Annotated in this window: 17 protein-coding genes; 7 read left to right on the forward strand and 10 right to left on the reverse strand. The window is 67.7% G+C overall.

All coding sequences use genetic code 11. The features are described 5' to 3' along the window. Positions 1-29: 29 nt before the first annotated feature. From P7V53_RS07720 to P7V53_RS07760, 9 genes are read right to left on the reverse strand one after another with little or no spacing between them, the layout of a single operon-like run. Positions 30-1,130 carry an NAD(P)/FAD-dependent oxidoreductase gene (locus P7V53_RS07720; RefSeq protein ID WP_280154901.1) on the reverse strand — a complete coding sequence of 367 codons (1,101 nt, stop codon included), beginning with the start codon at positions 1,128-1,130 and terminating at the stop codon, positions 30-32. Between the two features lie 17 nt (positions 1,131-1,147). Next, positions 1,148-1,471: a ferredoxin FdxA gene (gene fdxA / locus P7V53_RS07725; protein ID WP_280154902.1), complete on the reverse strand. Its 324-nt coding sequence runs from the start codon at positions 1,469-1,471 to the stop codon at positions 1,148-1,150. Between the two features lie 51 nt (positions 1,472-1,522). Continuing rightward, a complete protein-coding gene (cobA, locus tag P7V53_RS07730) occupies positions 1,523-2,275 on the reverse strand; it encodes a uroporphyrinogen-III C-methyltransferase (RefSeq protein WP_280154903.1) in 753 nt (250 codons plus the stop codon). 1 nt (position 2,276) lies between these two features. After that, the gene (locus tag P7V53_RS07735) at positions 2,277-3,569 is read right to left on the reverse strand and encodes a GTP-binding protein (RefSeq protein ID WP_280154904.1); all 1,293 of its coding nucleotides are present in this window, start codon (positions 3,567-3,569) and stop codon (positions 2,277-2,279) included. Continuing rightward, positions 3,569-4,528 (reverse strand): sulfate adenylyltransferase subunit CysD, encoded by a 960-nt coding sequence (cysD, locus tag P7V53_RS07740; RefSeq protein ID WP_280154905.1) that lies wholly within the window; start codon positions 4,526-4,528, stop codon positions 3,569-3,571. The genes P7V53_RS07735 and cysD overlap by 1 nt, the downstream gene beginning before the upstream one ends. Further along, positions 4,525-5,274 carry a phosphoadenylyl-sulfate reductase gene (locus tag P7V53_RS07745; protein WP_280154906.1) on the reverse strand — a complete coding sequence of 250 codons (750 nt, stop codon included), beginning with the start codon at positions 5,272-5,274 and terminating at the stop codon, positions 4,525-4,527. The genes cysD and P7V53_RS07745 overlap by 4 nt, the downstream gene beginning before the upstream one ends. Then, positions 5,271-5,804: a DUF934 domain-containing protein gene (locus P7V53_RS07750; protein ID WP_280154907.1), complete on the reverse strand. Its 534-nt coding sequence runs from the start codon at positions 5,802-5,804 to the stop codon at positions 5,271-5,273. Before P7V53_RS07750 ends, P7V53_RS07745 begins: the two co-directional genes overlap by 4 nt. After that, the gene (locus P7V53_RS07755) at positions 5,801-7,501 is read right to left on the reverse strand and encodes a nitrite/sulfite reductase (RefSeq protein WP_280154908.1); all 1,701 of its coding nucleotides are present in this window, start codon (positions 7,499-7,501) and stop codon (positions 5,801-5,803) included. The genes P7V53_RS07750 and P7V53_RS07755 overlap by 4 nt, the downstream gene beginning before the upstream one ends. Position 7,502: 1 nt before the next feature. Continuing rightward, positions 7,503-8,270, reverse strand: a complete 768-nt coding sequence (locus tag P7V53_RS07760) for a sulfite exporter TauE/SafE family protein (RefSeq protein WP_280154909.1) — start codon at positions 8,268-8,270, stop codon at positions 7,503-7,505. Between the two features lie 164 nt (positions 8,271-8,434). Between P7V53_RS07760 and P7V53_RS07765 the strand changes: the two genes are divergently transcribed. After that, positions 8,435-9,355, forward strand: coding sequence for a patatin-like phospholipase family protein (locus P7V53_RS07765; RefSeq protein WP_280154910.1), 921 nt, complete (start codon positions 8,435-8,437; stop codon positions 9,353-9,355). 167 nt (positions 9,356-9,522) lie between these two features. Here the strand turns inward: P7V53_RS07765 and P7V53_RS07770 are convergent, their stop codons facing one another. Next, entirely contained in the window at positions 9,523-10,077 is a 555-nt protein-coding gene (locus tag P7V53_RS07770) for a phasin family protein (protein WP_280156458.1), read from the reverse strand. Positions 10,078-10,236: 159 nt separating this feature from the next. Between P7V53_RS07770 and P7V53_RS07775 the strand changes: the two genes are divergently transcribed. From P7V53_RS07775 to P7V53_RS07800, 6 genes are read left to right on the forward strand one after another with little or no spacing between them, the layout of a single operon-like run. Continuing rightward, positions 10,237-11,202 carry a histone deacetylase gene (locus P7V53_RS07775; protein WP_280154911.1) on the forward strand — a complete coding sequence of 322 codons (966 nt, stop codon included), beginning with the start codon at positions 10,237-10,239 and terminating at the stop codon, positions 11,200-11,202. Continuing rightward, positions 11,171-11,605 carry a thioesterase family protein gene (locus P7V53_RS07780; protein ID WP_280154912.1) on the forward strand — a complete coding sequence of 145 codons (435 nt, stop codon included), beginning with the start codon at positions 11,171-11,173 and terminating at the stop codon, positions 11,603-11,605. The genes P7V53_RS07775 and P7V53_RS07780 overlap by 32 nt, the downstream gene beginning before the upstream one ends. Then, complete coding sequence (locus P7V53_RS07785) at positions 11,602-12,300, forward strand: nitroreductase (RefSeq protein WP_280154913.1); 699 nt, start codon at positions 11,602-11,604, stop codon at positions 12,298-12,300. The genes P7V53_RS07780 and P7V53_RS07785 overlap by 4 nt, the downstream gene beginning before the upstream one ends. Positions 12,301-12,320: 20 nt before the next feature. Then, the gene (locus P7V53_RS07790) at positions 12,321-13,736 is read left to right on the forward strand and encodes a sodium:proton antiporter (RefSeq protein ID WP_280154914.1); all 1,416 of its coding nucleotides are present in this window, start codon (positions 12,321-12,323) and stop codon (positions 13,734-13,736) included. A gap of 11 nt (positions 13,737-13,747) precedes the next feature. Next, positions 13,748-14,740, forward strand: coding sequence for a D-glycerate dehydrogenase (locus P7V53_RS07795; RefSeq protein ID WP_280154915.1), 993 nt, complete (start codon positions 13,748-13,750; stop codon positions 14,738-14,740). Beyond that, positions 14,737-16,236 (forward strand): glycine betaine ABC transporter substrate-binding protein, encoded by a 1,500-nt coding sequence (locus P7V53_RS07800; RefSeq protein WP_280154916.1) that lies wholly within the window; start codon positions 14,737-14,739, stop codon positions 16,234-16,236. Before P7V53_RS07795 ends, P7V53_RS07800 begins: the two co-directional genes overlap by 4 nt. The last annotated feature ends 20 nt before the right edge of the window (positions 16,237-16,256 follow it).

Below are 16,256 nucleotides of genomic sequence, written 5' to 3' on the forward strand. Positions count from 1 at the left end.
CGCGTCAAGTCACGCGGCGGGACGGATGATCAATCGAAGACCGGTGTCTCGACGCCGAGCACCTTGTGCAGCTTCGGGCTCGTCGTCGTGTACTGCAGGTGGATGCGCTTGTCCGGAAAGACGTACGGCGCGGCCGCGAACGCCGCCAGCGCGGCTTCGTGGAAGCCCGAGAGGATGAGCTTTTTCTTGCCCGGATAGGTGTTGACGTCGCCCACCGCGAAGATGCCAGCCACGCTGGTCTCGAACTTCTCGGTGTCGACCACGATCTGCTTGCGCTCCAGGTTCAATCCCCACTCGGCGATCGGGCCGAGCTTGGGGCTCAGGCCGAAGAACACCAGCAGCACATCCAGCGGCACCAGCCGCGTGACGCCGTCGCTGCCGGTGACCTTGACCTGGCTCAGCTTGCCGTCGCTTTCCTCGAAGCCGCTGACCTGGCCGACGATGAACTGCATTTCGTAGGCCTCGCACAGCTCCTTCATCTTCGCGACGCTGGCCGGTGCGGCCTTGAAGCCGTCCCGGCGGTGCACCAGGATCACGCTCTCCGCCTTGTGCGGCCCGTCTTGCGCGAAGTTGAGCGTCCAGTCGAGCGCCGAGTCGCCACCGCCCACGATGACCAGGTTCTTGCCGGCGAACTGAGCCGGGTTCCTCACGCGGTAGAAGACCTGCTTGTCGTCGAACTTCTCGAGCCCGTCCACTTTCAGCAGGCGCGGCTGGAAGGATCCGACGCCGCCCGCCACGAACAGCGTCTTCGTCAGCAGGCGCGTGCCCTTGGAGGTCTGGACGTAGAAGCGGCCGTCGGCCTGCTTCTCGACCACGGTCACTTCCTGCCCGAGGTGGAAGGTGGCGCCGAAGGGCTCGATCTGCCTGAGCAGGTTGTCGGTGAGCTCCTTGCCGGTGCACACCGGCACGGCCGGAATGTCGTAGATCGGCTTGTCGGGGTACAGCTCGATGCACTGGCCGCCCGGGTAGGCGAGCGAGTCGATGATGTGCGCCTTGATCTCGAGCAAGCCCAGCTCGAACACCTGGAACAGGCCGACAGGACCGGCCCCCACGATGACCGCGTCGGTCTCGATCGGGCCGTCGTGCGAGCCGGCAGTCTTCGAGATTTCCTGATTGGCTTTCGGTTCCATGGTGGAAGGCAGGAGTTCTACTTGATCAGCTCCGGCAGCTTGCCGGTCTTGTCCTTCCACTCGTCGGCGTCGGGCAGGGCGGGCTTGCGCTTGGTGATGCTGGGCCAGTTCTTGGCCAGGTCGGCGTTGAGCTTGATCATGTGCTGCTGATCGCCCGGCACATCCTCCTCCGGCATGATGGCGTTGACCGGGCACTCGGGGATGCAGACGGCGCAGTCGATGCACTCGTCGGGATCGATGGTCAGGAAATTGGGACCTTCGCGAAAGCAGTCGACGGGGCACACATCCACGCAGTCGGTGTACTTGCAGCGGATGCACGATTCGGTGACGACGTGGGTCATGGCGGGTGCTCTTGAGGTGGGTGGTTCGCGCACTGGCGCAAACCATTGATTTTAGGGCTTCACGGTGTCCACGCCGCTCGCAGAGGTGTCAGCCGCGGTCATCTGGCGGGTACGCAGCGGCACCGCGCCGGCACCCACCGTCGCGACGGTCGGCCTGCCTGCATGCAGCAGGCTGGCGCGCGGCAAGGTGGCCACGGTGTGGTCGCTTCGAAGTGCGTCGGGCCAGCCGGCGCGCGAGACGACGCACACCGGCGTGTCGCTGGGCCAGCCGGCCTCGATGAGCCGCCGCGACAGCGCTGCGAGCTGCTTGCCCGCCATGTAGAACACCTCGGTGTCGGCGCTGCGGCTGCCTTGCATGGCTCCGCTGCGAGTCATCGCGGTCGTGAGGCTCACGCTGCGGCCGTTGCCGCGGCGCGTGAGCGGGCGCTGCGCTTCGGCGGCCGCGGCGATGGCCGCCGTGACACCGGGCACGACCTCGCAGCCGATGCCGGCGTCGTCCAGCGCCTGCAGCTCCTCTTCCAACCGGCCGAAGACGCTGGGATCACCTCCCTTGAGGCGCACGACCACGTCGGAGCGGCTCGCGTGCTTGACCAGCAGCGCGTTGATCGTGTCTTGCGCGGTGCTGTCCTCGAAGCCCCGCTTGCCGACATGAATCCAGCGCGCACGCGGCGCGAGCTCGCGCAGCGCCGGGTCGGTGAGCGCGTCGTACAGCACCACATCGGCCTGGGCCAGGCGACGTGCCCCGCGCAGCGTGATCAGGTCGGCCGACCCGGGGCCCGCGCCGATGAAGACCACCCGTCCCATGTCAGCCTGCCGACTTGACCAGCAGCGCGCCGCTGGTCCGGTTGCTGGCCGGGTCGACGATGATCAGCGAGCCGCCGATGCGGTTGGACTCGTAGGCCTCCACCGGAAGCGGCTGCTGGGTCTCGACGGTCACGGTACCGATCTCGTTCACGTGCAGCTGGTGCGCCTCGCGTGCTTCGAGCGTGTGGATGTCGAGCGTGCTCTCGATGCCCGTGATGCGCGCCTGCACCCAGCGATTGCCGTGGCGCACCCAGTACTTGCGTCCGATGGCCGCGGGCTCGGTGTCCAGCCAGGCCAGGGTGGCCGAGAAGCGGTTGGCTTCGTGGATGGCCTTGGGCGTCGCGATCCAGTCGCCGCGCGACACATCGAGCTGACGGTCGAGCACCACGCCGGCCGACTGGCCCGCCTCGACGACGTCGACCACCTCGCCGGCCAGCCGCACTTCGGCGACGACGGCGGTCTGCCCGCTGGGAAACAGCTGCACCGAGTCGCCCGCCTTCACGCGGCCGTGGGCGATGCGCCCCCACAGCGTGCGCGGCTGGTTGCCGGTGCCTTCGCCTTCGCGCGCGACGTACTGCACGGGAAGCAGCAGGTCGCCGTCCTTGCGCTCCTGCGTCGGGGGCAGGCGCTCCAGCAGCTGCAGCAGCGACGGGCCGTCGTACCAGTCGGCCTGCAAGGGCTGCGTCACGTTGTCGCCGCGCAGCGCCGACACCGGAATGATCTCGGCAACCGTGATGCCGGCACGCTCGGCGAAATCGAGCAGCGCGTCGCGCACGGCGGCGAAGGCTTCGCCCGGGTTGTCGACAGCGTCGAGCTTGTTCACCGCGAACACGATGCTCGGCACGCGCAGCAGGTGGGCCAGCAGCGCATGGCGGCGCGTCTGCGGCAGCAGCTTGACGGGCTTGACGGTCGTGTCGAGCTTGGTGATGTCGACCAGCACGACTGCCGCATCGCTGCCCGCCGCGGCGGTGACCATGTTGCGCGTGTACTGCTCGTGCCCTGGCGCGTCGGCGATGATGAACTTGCGCTGCTTGGTCGCGAAGTAGCGGTACGCGACGTCGATGGTGATGCCCTGCTCGCGCTCGGCCTCGAGGCCGTCGGTCAGCAGCGACAGGTCGATCGGCGCGCCGGCGGCCTTCTTCTCGAGCGTGTCGAGCTGGTCGGCGAGGATGGCGCGGCTGTCGTACAGCAGGCGGCCGATCAGCGTGCTCTTGCCGTCGTCGACGCTGCCGGCAGTGAGGAAGCGCAGCGCGCGGTGGTCTTTCGCGACCGGCGGAGTGGCCAGGGGTGCCATCAGAAATACCCTTCCTTCTTGCGCCGCTCCATCGATGCATCGGAGGTGCGGTCGTCCATGCGCGTGGCGCCGCGCTCGCTGATCGTGACCTTGAGCGTCTCGGCGACGATGTCGGTCGCGCTCGCCGCCGGGCTCTCCACCGGGCAGGTGCAGGTCATGTCGCCGACGGTGCGAAAGCGCACCTGCGCGGTCTCGATCGACTCGCCCGGCTCGGCCGGCGTGACTTCGGTGAGCGGCACCAGCAGGCCCTTTCGGCGAATCACCTCGCGGGGGTGCGCGAAGTACAGGCTCGGCAGCGGGATGTTCTCGCGCGCGATGTACAGCCACACGTCGAGCTCGGTCCAGTTGCTGATGGGAAAGGCGCGCATGTGCTCGCCGGGTTTGATGCGGGTGTTGAACAGCGTCCACAGCTCGGGCCGCTGCTCTTTCGGCTGCCATTGGCCGAAGCTGTCGCGGTGCGAGAAGATGCGCTCCTTCGCCCGCGCCTTCTCCTCGTCGCGCCGCGCGCCGCCCATCAGCACGTCGAAGCGGTGCTCCTCTATGGCCTCGAGCAGCGCCACGGTCTGGTGGCCATTGCGCGACTCGAGCGGATGAGACAGGCGCACGGTGCCGCGCTTGATCGAATCCTCGAGATGGCCCACGACCAGTCGCTCGCCCATCTCGGCCACGCGCCTGTCCCGGAACTCGATCACCTCGGGAAAGTTGTGCCCGGTGTCCACGTGAAGCAGCGGAAAGGGCAGCCGGCCCTTGTATGAGCCATCGGCCTGCTTGCTCTTGAAGGCTTTTTCGGCCAGGCGCAGCACCACGCAGGAATCCTTGCCGCCCGAAAAGAGCAGGGCGGGTCGCTCGAAGGCGGCAACCGTCTCGCGCAGGATGAAGATTGCTTCCTCTTCGAGCCAGTCGAGGTGCGTGTGGTCCAGCTCGGGCAGCAGCTGCTGGATGGTCAGCGGGGCATTCATCTCGGGGCTCCGATCATCGACACGGCGGGCTGCTCTTCATGCACATGCAGACCGCATTCCTTGGCCTTCTCGTCTTCCCACCACCAGCGACCGGCGCGGAAGTCCTCGCCGACGGCGATGGCGCGCGTGCAGGGCGCGCAGCCGATGCTCGGCATGAACTCGTCGTGCAGCGGGTTGTACGGGACCGCGTTCGTGGCGATGTAGTGCCAGACGTCGTTCCAGGTCCAGTCGGCCAGCGGGTTGACCTTGGCCCGGCCCTTGTCGTCGGTCTCGCTGAAACCGACGATGCCGCGGTTGTTCGACTGCTCGCGACGCAGGCCGGTGACCCACGCATCGCGATTGGCCAGCATGCGCGACAGCGGCTCCAGCTTGCGGATGCCGCAGCACGCCTTGCGCAGGTCGATGCTTTCGTACATGGCACGCTCGCCGTTCGTCTTGACGAAGTGCACCACCGATTCGGCGACGGGCTTGTAGACCTCGACCTTCAAGCCGTAGCGGTCCTCGATGCGCGAGATCAGCGCGACGGTCTGCTCGTGGAGCATGCCCGTCTCGAGCGTGCCCAGCGCGATCGGCAGGTGGTGGCGCGCAATCAGGTCGGTGACGACCATGTCCTCCGCGCCGAGGCTGGTGGACTGCACGATGCGTCCCGGATGGGCTTGCGCGGCGTCCCTGAGCACCTGCACCGCATGCGCCAGTCGCGCCTCGTAGCCATCGGTGCGCCGCGCGTAGAGAGAGATCGCGCTCATATGGCCGAGCCTCCATGCACGAACTCCTCGTTCGTGTAGGCCTCTTCCGGCGGGCGGGCGAACAGCGGCCGGCGCTCCACGACGTCGCCCTGGTAGTGACCGGCGAAGAAGCGCAGCGCGCGCTCGGCGGCATCGAGCGACTGGTCGGCGCGCAGCTCGACCGCGTCGAAGCCAGTGCGCTTCATCAGCGGCAGCATGTCGACCAGGACTTCGCCGGTGGCCCGCACTTCGCCGGCGAAGCGATAGCGCACGCGCAGCAGACGCGCCTGCGTGTAGGCGCGCCCGTCGACCCACTTGGGGAACTGCAGCGCGACCAGCGCCAGCCGCGGCAGGTCCTCGGCGAGGTCCTCGATGTCGGCATCGTTGGGGAACAGCACACCGACCGGCACCTGCGCCGGCCATTGGTGCTTGACGCCGTTCCACTGCTGCACGGTGAGCAGGCTGTACGGCGCGGGGGTCAGCGTGACCATCGGGCCGTCTTCGCCGGTGATGCGATGCCAGCGGTCGCGAGGGGTGTCGATGAACTTCATGCGGCGGCCTGTGCGGTGGTGCGGCGCTGCGCATTGGCTGCGCTCTTGAACGGGTCGAGGCCGATGCGCTTGACGGTATCGATGAAGCGCTCGCTGGCGGCGCGCTGGTGGCGGTAGGTGTCGATCACGGCTTCGATCACGTCGGCCACCTCTTCGGCGGCGAAGGAAGGGCCGATGACCTTGCCCGGCTGCGAGCCGCCGCTGATCGCCGATCCGTCCAGGCCGCCCAGCGTGACCTGGTACCACTCGCTGCCGTCCTTGTCGACGCCGAGGATGCCGATGTGGCCGCTGTGGTGGTGGCCGCAGGAGTTGATGCAGCCACTGATGTGCAGGTCGATGTCGCCGATGTCGTACAGCTCGTCGAGGTCGTCGAAACGCTCGGTGATGGCCGCGGCGATCGGGATCGAGCGTGCGTTGGCGAGCGCGCAGAAATCGCCGCCGGGGCAGGCGATCATGTCCGTCAGCAGCCCGATGTTGGGCGTGGCGAAGCTCGCCGCGCGCGCGGCTTCCCACACCGCCAGCAGATCCGCCTCGCGCACCCAGGGCAGCACGAGATTCTGATCGTGCGACACGCGCAGCTCGCCGGCGCTGAAGCGGTCGGCGATGTCCGCAGCCAGCTCCATCTGCGCATCGGTGACATCGCCCGGCGCCTGGCCGGGACGCTTCAGCGACAGCGTGACGGCGCGGTAGCCGGCGATCTGGTGCGAATGCACGTTGCGCTCCATCCAGCGCTTGAAGCCGAGCGGCGCATCGGCCGGCACGTGCAAGCGGCTCGACGGCTGCGGCACGACGCCTGCGGGCAGGCGGAAGCTTGCAGCGACGCGGTCGAACTCGGCCTGGGTGATGAGGTGGGCAGCGCCGTCGAGGTCGCGCTCCAGGATGTTCCTGAACTCGGCGTGCACGTCGTCGACGAATTTCTGACCCTCGGCCTTGACGAGGATCTTGATGCGCGCCTTGTACATGTTGTCGCGGCGGCCGTAGCGGTTGTAGACCCGCACGATGGCCTCGATGAAGACGAGGATCTGCTGCCATGGCAGGAACTCGTGCATCACGCTGCCGATGACCGGCGTGCGGCCCATGCCGCCGCCGGCCAGCACCTTGAAGCCGATCTCGCCGGCTTCGTTCTTCAGCAGCTGCAGGCCGATGTCGTGCCACGCGATGGCCGCTCGGTCCTCGTGGGCGCCGCTCACCGCGATCTTGAACTTGCGCGGCAGGAAGGCGAACTCCGGATGCAGCGTGCTCCACTGGCGCAGGATTTCGCAGTAGGGGCGCGGATCGACGATTTCGTCGGCGGCCACGCCTGCGAAACAATCGCTCGTGATGTTGCGGATGCAGTTGCCGCTGGTCTGGATGCCGTGCATGTGCACGGAGGCGAGCAGCTCCATCACGTCGGCTGACTTGGGCAGCGGGATCCAGTTGAACTGGCAGTTCTGGCGCGTCGTGAAGTGCGCATAGCCGCGGTCGAATTCGCGCGCAATGCGAGCCAGCATGCGCAGCTGCGTGGAGCTCAGCTCACCGTACGGCACCGCGATGCGCGCCATCGGCGCGTGGCGCTGGATGTACCAGCCGTTCTGCAGACGCAGCGCGCGGAAGTCGTCGTCGCTCAGGGTGCCGGCGAGGTTGCGCTCGAGCTGGTCGCGGAATTGCGCCGCACGCTGGCGGACGAACTGCTTGTCGAAGTCGGTGTAGGTGTACATATCAGGTGATGACCTTCAGTCCAGCCGTGACCAGTGATGCGCAGAGCAGCGCGCGGATCAGGCGGTCCGGCAGCTGCCGGGTCAGCTGGGCGCCGAGCCAGATGCCGGGGATCGAGCCAACGAGCAGGGCGGACAGCAGCGACCAGTCGACGTGGCCCAGCGTGGCGTGGCCGATGCCGGCGACCAGCGTCAACGGCACCGCATGGGCGATGTCGGTGCCGACCAGTCGGCGCGCTTCGAGACGGGGATTCAGCAGCAGGATGAGGGTGGCGCCGATGGCTCCGGCCCCGATGGAGCTCAGCGACACCAGCACGCCCAGCACCAGGCCGGCCAGGACGGTCAGCGCCGGGCGGCGTGACTCCGTGACCCAGCCCTCGAGCCGCAGCCCGAGGGCCTGCCAGACCTGCTTGTAGGCCACCGTGACCGCCGTGAGCAGCAGGGCGATGCCCAGCGAGAAGGTGAGTGCACTGGCCCACCCTTTGGTGATTCCGGTGCTGTGCATGAGCGCGATCGTGGCAATCGACGCCGGGATGCTGCCGGCGAGCAGCATCCCGACGATGCGGTTGTCGACGTGGCCGTGCCGGTGGTGAGCCACCGCGCCCGAGGTCTTGGTGATGGCGGCGAACCACAGGTCGGTGCCGATCGCCACGGCGGGGTTCAGCCGGAACACCGTCAGCAGCAGCGGGGTCATCAGCGATCCGCCGCCCACGCCGGTCAGGCCGACGATGGCCCCGACGCCGAAGCCGCTGAGGATCGCAATCAAGTCCATGGGTGGGTCAGTCCGTTGCGTGCAGGGCGCGCTCTCGGCGCTGGTCCCGGAGCGGCGACTTTAGGAAGCTTCGATATAGATGAGAAGAACAGAATTTTCGGATGCTTATATGCCACGTCGTATAACGAAGGCTGTCGAAAGGACGTCCTTCTAGAATCGCGCCGATGTTGTCGATCCGCCTTTCGAGGGCCGCACGTGTCGCCGGCCTCCTGGCCGCCGCCGTGCTGGCCGCGTGTCAGACCCCGCCCCGCGTCGCACCGCCACCGGCCGCGCCAGCTGCTGCAGAGGTCGCGCCGAAGCCGTCGCCTCGGCCACCTCGCATCGGCTTGGCATTGGGCGGCGGTGCGGCGCGTGGCTTTGCCCACATCGGCGTGATCCAGGTGCTGGAAGAGAACGGGATCCATCCGGACCTCGTGGTGGGCACGTCCGCCGGCAGCTTGGTCGCGACGCTCTATGCCTCGGGTAAGGATGGTGCGGCGCTCACCCTGCTGGCCGACGGCATGGACGAGACGGCCTTCACCGACTGGTCGTTTCCCGGCCGCGGCCTGCTGCGCGGGGAGGCGCTGGCGCGCTACGTGCGCGACCACACTGGCGGGCGGCTGATCGAGCAGATGGTCCGGCCGCTGGGCATCGTTGCAACCGACCTGGACAGCGGCCAGGCGATCCTGTTCCAGCGTGGCGATGCCGGCACCGCAGTGCGGGCCTCGAGCGCGGTGCCGGCGGTGTTCATGCCGGTGCGCATCGGCACGCGCGAATATGTCGACGGCGGGCTCGTGTCGCCGGTGCCGGTGCGCTTCGCGCGGCAGATGGGCGCCGAGCTGATCATCGCGGTCGACATTTCCGCGGCGCCGGAAGGCGCGCCCACCGGCGACCCGATGCGCATGCTCCTGCAGACCTTCGCGATCATGGGACGCAGCATCAACAACTTCGAGCTGCGCGAGGCCGACGTCGTCATGCGGCCCAAGCTGAACGGTGTCGGCAGCGCCGACTTCACTGCGCGCAAGCGGTCGATCCAGGCGGGACGCGATGCGGCCATCGCGCAGCTTGCTGAACTGAAGCTGCGCATCGCTTCCAGGACCCGATAAACAAAAAGGCCCGGTCGGGAGACCGGGCCTGAAGGTACCTTGAATGGAGGGTTCGGAGGTACCGAGGAGACAACCTTTCAGGGACACCACAAGGGTCGCTTGCGGTACAGCTCAGATGAGCGGCTCCTGCGGAAGTTCAACCCCTCCACAAAAATTTACGTGCTTGCTCAGGCAGCGCGCTTGGCCTTGGCGGTCGCGCCTTGCGAGGCCTTGACGGCGGACGAGGTCACGGCCTGGAAGTTGGCTTCGGCAACTTCAGCGGCTTGCTTGGCGGCCTTGTTCACGCTCTCGTAGGCGTTGTTCGCGGCGGCGACAGCCGACTTCACCAGTGCGACGGCGTTCTCGGTGCCGGCGGGGGCGTTCTTGACGGCGGTGTCGACCACCGACAGGAACTTCTGCTGGGCTTCAGCGGCGGTCTGCTCGGCAACCTTGCTGACCTCGGCGCTGGTCGCAGCGGCGATGTCGTACAGGTGACGGCCATAGGAGGCGGCCTTCTCGGCAGCAGGCTGCAGCAGGCCGGCCTGCAGGGCCAGCAGCTCTTGCGCGTCCTTCACCGACAGAGCGGCGCGGGTGGTCTCGGCGGCTTCGCCGATCGCCGCCTTGGCGACTTGCAGGTTCAGCTCGACAAGCTTCTCGACGCCTTCGAAGGCTTTGTTGGTCAGACCGAACAGGGTCTCGACATTGGCGCGTTGGGCGGCGGCGAATTGTTCAGCGGTCAGCATGGGGATCTCCGGTAAGTTTCGGGGGGAGCAGCGATTGCTGCGCTGCACCATGACCCGAAGTATAAGGGGACAGCATGACAAATCAAGCACTATTTGTTGCGGTGCAGCAAATCTAGACGCGCGGTTCTAGACGGGTGGCGCGCAGCCGACAATGGGCCGGTGCAAGCCTTCCATTCCGACCATTTCGTCCTGCCGCTACCCCCCGGGCACAGGTTTCCCATGGGCAAGTACCGGTTGCTGCGCGAATCGGTGGTGGCCCAGCTGCCACAGATCCGCCTGCTGGAAGCGCCGGCGGCGAGCGACGGCGAGCTGGCACTCGCCCACACCCCGACCTACGTTTCAGCGGTAGCCGAGGGGTTGCTGAGCGCAGCGCAGCAACGGGAGATCGGATTCCCGTGGAGCGAGCGCATGGTCGAGCGCTCGCGCCGCTCCGTGGGTGCCACGATCGCCGCGGCGCGTACAGCCTTGCACGAAGGCGTGTCCGCCAACCTTGCCGGCGGGACGCACCATGCCTACGCCGACAAGGGCAGTGGCTATTGCGTCTTCAACGACGTGGCGGTCGCCGCGCGCCTGATGCAGGCCGAGTGGCACCGACTGCACCGCCAACTGCTGCGGGTCGCCGTCGTGGACCTCGACGTCCACCAGGGCAACGGCACGGCGGCGATCTTCCGCGACGACCCCACGGTGTTCACGCTGTCGCTGCACGGCGCGAAGAACTTTCCGTTCCGCAAGGAGATCAGCAACCTCGACATCGAGCTGCCCGACGGATGCACCGACACCGCCTATCTCTGCGCGCTCGACACGGCGCTCGAGGCGCTCTGGCGGCATCACGGTGAGTGCCCGCCAGGCCTCCTGTTCTTCCTGGCCGGCGCCGATCCGCACGAAGGCGACCGCCTCGGGCGCCTCAAGCTGACGACCGCCGGATTGGCCGAGCGCGACCGCCGCGTGCTTGCCGCGGCGCGCGAGCGAGGCATTCCCGTCGCCTTGTCGATGGCTGGCGGCTACGGACGCGTCATCGAGGACACCGTCGCGGTGCAGCTGGCCACGATGCGCGAAGCGTTGCAAAGCTGGCAGCAATGGAACAATACGGTGCATGACCGAGCGACCGCAGCCGCAGCCCCGTGAGGCCTTTCGCCACTACAGAAGGCTTTCCACGCGCTGGATGGACAACGATGTCTATGGGCACCTGAACAACGTCGTCTACTACAGCCTGTTCGACACCGCCGTCAACGGCTACCTCATCCAGAGCGGCGCGCTCGACATTCAGCGCAGCGAGATCATCGGCCTGGTGGTAGAGACGCACTGCAACTACTTCACGCCCATCGAGTTCCCGACTGCGGTCGATGCGGGCCTGCGTGTCGAGAGCGTCGGCAGCAGCAGCGTGCGCTACCGCATCGGACTGTTCGCCGAAGGCCAGCCGCACACCGCCGCCGCCGGCCACTTCGTCCATGTCTACGTGGACCGCGCCACGCGCCGGCCCGCCGCGCTGCCGGCCGCGCTTCGCCAGGCCCTGCAAGGATTGCTGTGAAGCCGACTCCCGAACAGACCGCGGCGGTCGATGCCGCCATCACCTCGCGCAAGTCGATCCGCGCCTTCCTGCCCACGCCGGTGCCGCGCGAGACGATCGTGGACATCCTGCGCATCGCGTCGCGTGCGCCTTCGGGCACCAACACGCAGCCGTGGAACGTGTACGTGCTGACCGGCGCCGCCAAGGACGAGCTGTCGCGCAAGATCCTCGCCGCCTACGACGATCCGGAGGAGGCGTCCACGCACAAGGAGGAGTACGCCTACTACCCGATCGAATGGCGATCGCCGTTCATCGACCGCCGGCGCAAGATCGGCTGGGACCTGTATGGCCTGTTGAAGATCGGCAAGAGCGACAAGACGCGCATGCACGACCAGCACGGGCGCAACTACACCTTCTTCGATGCGCCCGTGGGCCTCATGTTCGCGATCGACCGCATCATGCAGCAGGGAAGCTGGCTGGACTTCGGCATGTTCCTGCAGAACATCATGGTCGCGGCGCGGGCGCGCGGCCTCGACACTTGCCCGCAAGCCGCCTTCACGCAGTTCCACCGCATCATCATGGAGCACATCGGGGCGCCGACCAACCAGATGCTGGTGTGCGGCATGTCACTCGGCCACGCCGATCCGAACGCGGTGGAGAACACGCTTGCGACCGAGCGGGAGCCGGTGTCGGGCTTCACCCGCTTCCTCGAGTGACCTGCCGGCACGACCACTCCATGCAGCTTTGCCGTCGAGCGGTCGCTTGCCTGCTGAAAGGAATCCTTCTCCTGCCAGCGACCAGCCACGCTGGCGACATCGACGGGCACGCCCTCAACGCATGGTGGGGCGTTCCGTTCGCCGGCTTGCTGCTGTCGATCGCAGCTCTTCCGCTGCTGGCCCCGACGTTCTGGCATCACCACTACGGCAAGGTCACCGCCGCGTGGGCTCTGGCCTTTCTGGTTCCGTTCGCGATGATCTTCGGTGCCGGTGCTGCGACCACCGGCCTGGTGCACGCGGCGGTCGGCGAGTACATCCCGTTCATCATCCTGCTGGCAGCGCTGTTCGTGATCGCCGGCGGCATCTTCGTGCGAGGCAACCTGCACGGCAGCCCGTGGCTGAACGTGCGCATCCTCGGCATCGGCGCCGTGCTGGCGAGCGTGATGGGAACGACCGGCGCGTCGATGCTGCTGATCCGGCCGCTGATCCGCGCCAACGACAACCGGCGCCATGTGGCGCATGTCGTCGTGTTCTTCATCTTCATCGTGTCGAACGCCGGGGGTGCGCTGACTCCGCTCGGTGACCCGCCGCTGTTCCTCGGCTTTCTGCAGGGCGTCGACTTCTTCTGGACCGCACGGCACATCTTCCCGGAGACGCTGTTCCTGGTCGGCGCACTGCTCGCTGTCTTCTATGCGATCGACTGGTACTGGTACCGCAGGGAAGGCGTCGTGCAGCCCGACCCGACACCCGATACGCCGGCCTTCGGCTTCGAGGGGCGGGCGAACTTCCTGCTCTTGGCAGGTGTCGTCGCGCTGGTCCTGCTGAGCGGGTTCCTGAAGGCCGGTGTCGCGTTCTCGGTCGCCGGCGCACAGGTGAGCTGGGCCGGTTTGATGCGCGATCTCGGCCTGGTCGCGCTCACCGTGATCTCGCTGCGCATCACCCCCGACGAGGTGCACGCGCAGAACCGGTTCTCCTGGGGCCCGATGGCGGAAGTGGCAAAGCTCTTCGCCGGCATCTTCCTCACCATCATTCCGGTCATCGCCATGCTGCGTGCCGGTGTCCAGGGCCCGTTCGGACCGATCGTCGCAGCCGTCACCGGTCCTGACGGTCAGCCATTGCCGGCGATGTACTTCTGGGCGTCCGGCGCCTTGTCGTCATTCCTCGACAACGCGCCGACCTACCTGGTGTTCTTCAACACGGCCGGAGGCGATGCGAACGTGCTGATGACCTCGCTGGCGACGACGCTCGCCGCGATCTCGGCCGGCTCGGTGTTCATGGGCGCCAATACCTACATCGGCAATGCGCCCAACCTCATGGTGCGCGCGATCGCAGAAGATCGCGGCATCCGCATGCCGAGCTTCTTCGGCTACATGGCGTGGTCCGGCACCGTGCTGATCCCGCTGTTCATCGTCATCACGTTCATTTGGTTTCGCTGAAGGAGTCGCCCATGAAGCCCCAGGTCCTGGTTGCACGCAACGTGTTCCCCGAAGTCGTCGAGCGCCTTCGCGAGCATTTCGAGGTCGAAGACAACCCGGGCGACCGCATCTACACCAAGGCCGAGCTGATCGAGCGGCTGAAGGGGAAGGTCGGCGCCTTCACCACGGGCAGCGTCATGATCGATGCCGAAGTGCTCGATGCCAACCCGCAGCTGCGCGTGCTGGCCAACATGGCGGTGGGTTACAACAACTTCGACATGGCGGCCTGCACGGCACGCGGCGTGCTGTGCACCAACACCCCCGACGTGCTCACCGAGACGACGGCCGATTTCGGCTTCGCGCTGATGATGGCCACCGCACGGCGCATCGCCGAATCGGAGCACTACCTGCGGCGCGGCGAGTGGAGCAAGTGGTTCTACGACATGTTCGTGGGCAGCGACATCCACCATGCGACGCTCGGCATCCTCGGCATGGGCCGCATCGGCCAGGCCATCGCGCGGCGCGGCGCGCACGGCTTCGAGATGCGGGTGCTGTACCACAACCGCTCGCGTCTGGACCCCTCGATCGAGGCGTCCTGCAAGGCCACCTACGTGGGCAAGGAACAGCTGCTGCGCGAAGCGGATCACCTGGTGATCGTGATGCCGTACTCCAAGGAGTCGCACCATGCGGTGGGCGCGCCCGAGCTGGCGCTGATGAAGCCCACCGCCACGCTCACCAACATCGCTCGCGGCGGCATCGTCGACGACGCGGCGCTCGCCAAGGCGCTGGCCGAGCGGCGCATCGCCGCCGCGGGCCTCGACGTCTTCGAGGGCGAGCCGACGGTGCATCCCGACCTCCTGAAGGTGCCCAACGTCGTCCTCACGCCGCACATCGCCAGCGCCACGGTGGCGACGCGGCGTGCGATGGCCGACCTCGCGGCCGACAATCTGATCGCCGCGCTCGGTTTCGGTCCGAACGCCGGCAAGCCCCCCACGCCCATCAATCCCGAGGTGATGAAGTCATGATCCCTCGGGCCGCCCGTGTCCTGCTCGTGCTGCTGGCACTGGCGGCAAACGCTGCCTGGGCGGCCGACAAGGTGGTGGTGGGCTCCAAGCGCTTCACGGAGTCGTACATCCTTGGCGAGATCGTGCGCCAGACCTTCCAGGACGCCGGCATCGCGGCCGAGCACAAGCAGGGACTGGGCAACACCGGCATCCTGGAACAGGCGCTGGCCAGCGGCTCGGTGGACGTGTACCCCGAATACACCGGCACCATCGTGCGCGAGTTGCTCAAGCGCGAAGGCAATCCCTCGCTGGCCGAGCTGAACGCCTGGCTGGCGCCGCGCGGCCTGAAGGCCGCCGTGCCGCTCGGCTTCAACAACACCTATGCGCTGGCGATGCGCGAGGAGCAGGCGCAGCGGCTCGGCATCGCGCGCATCTCCGACCTCGCGAAGCCGCAGGCCGCCTCGCTGCGGCTCGGGCTGTCGCATGAATTCCTCGCGCGGGCCGACGGCTGGCCGGCGTTGAAGGCTGCGTACCAGCTGCCCCTGGCCGCGCCCGGCGGACTGGATCACGGCCTGGCCTACGACGCGGTCGCCGCCGAGCGCGTCGACCTGATCGACATCTACTCCACCGATGCGAAGGTGGGCCGCTTCAAGCTGCGCGTGCTGGACGACGATCGCGGCTTCTTCCCCAAGTACGACGCGGTGCTGCTCATGCGCGCGAGCCTCGATCCCGCGCCGCTGGCCAGGCTGCAGGGGCGCATCGACGAGAAGACGATGATCGATCTCAACGCCCAGGTCGAGCTCGACGGCGCGAGCTTCGCCGAAGCGGCGAAGCGATTCCTCGCCGGTGGCGCGGCCGCCGCGCGGTCCGGTGGACAAGGCTTCCTCGAGCGCCTGTTTGCGCCCGATTTCGGGCGCCTGGCCGCACAGCATCTGGCGCTGGTGTTCGGCTCGCTGCTGGCTGCGATCGTCGTCGGCGTGCCGCTCGGCATCGCCGCCTGGCGCTGGCCCCCCAGCAGCGGCGTGCTGCTCGGCGCCGTCGGCGCACTGCAAACCGTGCCGTCGATCGCGCTGCTGGCTTTCCTGATCGCGCTGGTGGGCGGCATCGGCCTCGTCCCGGCGGTGATCGCGCTGTTTCTCTATGCGCTGCTGCCTATCGTCCGCAACACGCACACCGGGCTGTCCGGTGTTTCCAGCGGACTGCGCGACGCGGCTCTGTCGCTGGGGCTGACTCCGCGCCAGTCGCTGCGCCATGTGCAGCTGCCGCTCGCGATGCCGACGGTGCTGGCCGGCGTGAAGACCGCAGCCGTCATCAACGTCGGCACGGCAACGATCGCCGCGTTCATCGGGGCCGGCGGCTTCGGCGAGCGCATCGTCGCGGGCCTTGCCGTCAACGACACCTCGGCGATGCTCGCGGGCGCGTTGCCCGCGGCCGTGCTGGCGCTGCTGATGGAGGGGCTCTTCGGTGCGGTCGAACGCTGGGGACGGCGAGCGTTGCGCATTGCCCGCGCCGGCTGATCGCCGGCGTCCGGCTGCGA

The sequence above is a fragment of the Piscinibacter sp. XHJ-5 genome, assembly GCF_029855045.1.
Classification (GTDB): domain Bacteria; phylum Pseudomonadota; class Gammaproteobacteria; order Burkholderiales; family Burkholderiaceae_C; genus Albitalea.

Bases quoted from the DNA above. Each gene is read 5' to 3' on its own strand.
- P7V53_RS07780 (WP_280154912.1), top strand. From the start codon at position 11,171: ATGACCGAGCGACCGCAGCCGCAGCCCCGTGAGGCCTTTCGCCACTAC.
- P7V53_RS07795 (WP_280154915.1), top strand. From the start codon at position 13,748: ATGAAGCCCCAGGTCCTGGTTGCACGCAACGTGTTCCCCGAAGTCGTC.
- P7V53_RS07755 (WP_280154908.1), bottom strand. From the start codon at position 7,501: ATGTACACCTACACCGACTTCGACAAGCAGTTCGTCCGCCAGCGTGCG.
- P7V53_RS07735 (WP_280154904.1), bottom strand. From the start codon at position 3,569: ATGGCACCCCTGGCCACTCCGCCGGTCGCGAAAGACCACCGCGCGCTG.
- P7V53_RS07720 (WP_280154901.1), bottom strand. From the start codon at position 1,130: ATGGAACCGAAAGCCAATCAGGAAATCTCGAAGACTGCCGGCTCGCAC.
- P7V53_RS07790 (WP_280154914.1), top strand. From the start codon at position 12,321: ATGCAGCTTTGCCGTCGAGCGGTCGCTTGCCTGCTGAAAGGAATCCTT.
- P7V53_RS07760 (WP_280154909.1), bottom strand. From the start codon at position 8,270: ATGGACTTGATTGCGATCCTCAGCGGCTTCGGCGTCGGGGCCATCGTC.
- P7V53_RS07800 (WP_280154916.1), top strand. From the start codon at position 14,737: ATGATCCCTCGGGCCGCCCGTGTCCTGCTCGTGCTGCTGGCACTGGCG.
- P7V53_RS07750 (WP_280154907.1), bottom strand. From the start codon at position 5,804: ATGAAGTTCATCGACACCCCTCGCGACCGCTGGCATCGCATCACCGGC.
- P7V53_RS07770 (WP_280156458.1), bottom strand. From the start codon at position 10,077: ATGCTGACCGCTGAACAATTCGCCGCCGCCCAACGCGCCAATGTCGAG.
- P7V53_RS07765 (WP_280154910.1), top strand. From the start codon at position 8,435: ATGTTGTCGATCCGCCTTTCGAGGGCCGCACGTGTCGCCGGCCTCCTG.
- cobA (WP_280154903.1), bottom strand. From the start codon at position 2,275: ATGGGACGGGTGGTCTTCATCGGCGCGGGCCCCGGGTCGGCCGACCTG.
- P7V53_RS07745 (WP_280154906.1), bottom strand. From the start codon at position 5,274: ATGAGCGCGATCTCTCTCTACGCGCGGCGCACCGATGGCTACGAGGCG.
- cysD (WP_280154905.1), bottom strand. From the start codon at position 4,528: ATGAATGCCCCGCTGACCATCCAGCAGCTGCTGCCCGAGCTGGACCAC.
- fdxA (WP_280154902.1), bottom strand. From the start codon at position 1,471: ATGACCCACGTCGTCACCGAATCGTGCATCCGCTGCAAGTACACCGAC.